Annotated in this window: 1 protein-coding gene; it reads left to right on the top strand. The window is 66.4% G+C overall.

Annotated features, from left to right (window positions below; genetic code table 11):
- The first annotated feature begins 118 nt into the window (after positions 1 to 118).
- Positions 119 to 1,501: an IS1380 family transposase gene (locus ACFYOW_RS49575; RefSeq protein ID WP_387299165.1), complete on the top strand. Its 1,383-nt coding sequence runs from the start codon at positions 119 to 121 to the stop codon at positions 1,499 to 1,501.
- Positions 1,502 to 1,674: the final 173 nt, after the last annotated feature.

Consider the following 1,674-nt stretch of genomic DNA (forward strand, 5'->3'; position numbering starts at 1 on the left):
CCTCGGCCAATCATGCTGGTTGAGCTGCTGATGGCCCGGGAATGGCGAAAGGTGCTCTGAACTGCAATGATTCGACTTGTCTAAGGTTGAATCGGCAGTATCGAGGAGCACCTTTCTGGTGAGGCAGTCTACGTCGTGGTACCCGTCGCTGAAAATTGGCGGCGACGGTTCGGGTGTGGTGGCGCAAGCGGGGGCGGTCGCGCTGCTGCGCACTGCGGTGAAAGTGGGGCTGGATCGGGCGTTGTCCCAGGTGCTGGCGCCGTGGCGCAAACCCCTGGCAGTGCATGATCCGGGGAAGATTCTGCTGGATCTGGCCGTGATGATCGCTGTCGGTGGCGACTGCGCCGCCGATCTGGCGCTACTGCGCGGCGAGCCGGGCGTGTTCGGTCTGGTGGCGTCGGACCCGACAGTGTCGCGGCTGATCACGATACTGGCTGCCGACGCACCGAAAGCGTTGTCCGCCATCACCTCTGCCCGCGCCCTCGCCCGGTCGGCGGCCTGGCAGGCCGCCGGTGATCAGGCGCCGGATCACGCGATCACCGCCGAGAACCCGCTGACCATCGATCTGGATGCCACCCTGCTCGATGCGCATTCCGAAAAGGAATGTGCGGCACCAACGTTCAAGAAAGGATTCGGCTTCCATCCGCTGCTGGCCTTCTGCGATCACGGCCCGGACGGCACCGGGGAACCGGTCGCCGAGTTACTGCGCCCGGGCAACGCCGGCGCCAACACCGCCGACGACCACAAGAAGGTCCTCGCTGCCGCCGTGGCGCAGCTGCCGTGGCAGCCGGGCTGCCGGATCGGCCGGAAAGTCTTGGTGCGCACCGACTCCGGCGGCGGCACCCACGACTTCATCGACTACTGCACCGCCCGCCACGTCCAATACTCGCTCGGGTTCACCCTCACCGACATCATCGTCGAGGCAGTGAACCGGATCCCGAAAAACGTGTGGACTCCCGCCTACGACGCCGAGGGCGAGGTCCGACCAGGCGCCTGGGTCGCCGAGGTCACCGACATGCTCGACCTGACCGGCTGGCCACACGATATGCGGCTTATCGTGCGCAAAGAGCGCCCGCATCCCGGCGCTCAGCTGCGGTTCACCGACGTCGACGGTCTCCGGTTGACCGCGTTCGTCACCAACACCCGCCGCGGTCAGATCCCTGACCTGGAGTTACGGCATCGCCGCCGGGCACGCTGCGAGGACCGCATCCGAGCCGCGAAAGACACCGGGCTACGCAACCTGCCGTTCAAGGGCTTCGATGCGAATCGGATCTGGGTCGCGATCGTCGCGCTGGCACTGGACCTGACCGCCTGGCTGCAGACCATCGGCCTGCGCGGCCACCTTGCTCGCCGCTGGGAACCGAAAACACTACGCCTGCAACTATTCTCGATCCCCGCCCGGATTGCGCACCACGCCCGCCGCGTCCACCTGCGCCTGTCACGCCATCACCGCGGCACCGGCCTGTTACTGACCGCACTGGACCGGCTGCAACCCGGCTGACCAGCACACACTATTCCCACAACATCGAAAGGGCTTCCATCCGGGCCCGTGGAACCCGGCAGCCACCCGCTGATCGGGCTACCCGATGTTGCCCACCGGCCGCTGATCAGCCACCGGAAACCAATCCGAACCCGACTACGCCGGGCCGAAGGCCCGGCGAAAGATCGAGGCTA

Source organism: Nocardia sp. NPDC006982 (genome assembly GCF_042869435.1).
Classification (GTDB): Bacteria; Actinomycetota; Actinomycetes; order Mycobacteriales; family Mycobacteriaceae; genus Nocardia.